The following is an 891-nucleotide window of genomic DNA, read 5'->3' on the forward strand; positions in this document are numbered from 1 at the left end:
TCATTCATAACGGTATGAGATGTATCAAGAGGTCTGTAAATGCTTCTGTCATAAGCAGATGACTGATCTTGATTATCATCATTTTTGCCATCTAAAAGCTTTAACTCGCCTTTGTACTGAGGCAATATGACTTCTGTTACATAGCGATCAACACCGTTTTTATCTTGCCATTTACGAGTTTGTAGTCGTCCCTCGATATAAACTTTGCTGCCTTTATTCAGATACTGGAGAGCTACTTTTGCCAAGTGTGGATTAAACACCACAATGGAATGCCATTCGGTTTTGTCTATTCTCTTATTGGTTGCCTTGTCTATATAGCTCTCAGACGTTGCCATTCGAAAATTGACCACCTCGATGCCAGTTGACATTGTTTTGCTTTCTGGATTGGCACCTAAATGACCAATTAAAATCACTTTATTAAGCATGTTTGTAAGTCCCATTAAATGATGTAAAGATCATAACATGTTTTATGTGTTTTTACAATGTTTTCAGTTGTCTAATAACAATTATTTAAAGTGTTACATTATGTTCTAAATCACTAAAGCGTGTAAAATCGGATTGAAAGGCAAGGGGAACGATTCCTGTCGGACCATGGCGTTGTTTTGCTATAATAACCTCGGCTTTACCCTTGGCTTGCTCCATTGCCTCTTGCCACTTGCTATACTCAGCAGTGCCTTCTTTTGGTTCTTCATTTTTGAGATAGTATTCTTCACGATAAACAAACAGCACAATGTCGGCATCTTGCTCAATTGAACCAGATTCACGTAAGTCGGAGAGTTGTGGACGTTTATCGGTTCGGTTTTCAACTTGACGCGAAAGTTGTGACAGAGCAATGATGGGAATATTGAGTTCTTTTGCAAGTGCTTTTAATCCGGTGGTAATGGCTGTAAT

The 891-nt window shown here is 38.5% G+C and carries 2 protein-coding genes; both read right to left on the reverse strand.

The window, feature by feature from the left end:
- Positions 1 to 425, reverse strand: a 425-nt coding sequence (ssb, locus tag ACFINO_RS10070) for a single-stranded DNA-binding protein (RefSeq protein ID WP_375655677.1), incomplete at its 3' end; no start/stop codon positions are given.
- Positions 426 to 510: 85 nt separating this feature from the next.
- Positions 511 to 891 (reverse strand): DnaB-like helicase C-terminal domain-containing protein (locus ACFINO_RS10075; RefSeq protein WP_375655679.1); only part of this gene is annotated, 381 nt, incomplete at its 5' end.

It is taken from the genome of Bartonella sp. AA83SXKL, assembly GCF_042196965.1.
Classification (GTDB): Bacteria; Pseudomonadota; Alphaproteobacteria; order Rhizobiales; family Rhizobiaceae; genus Bartonella.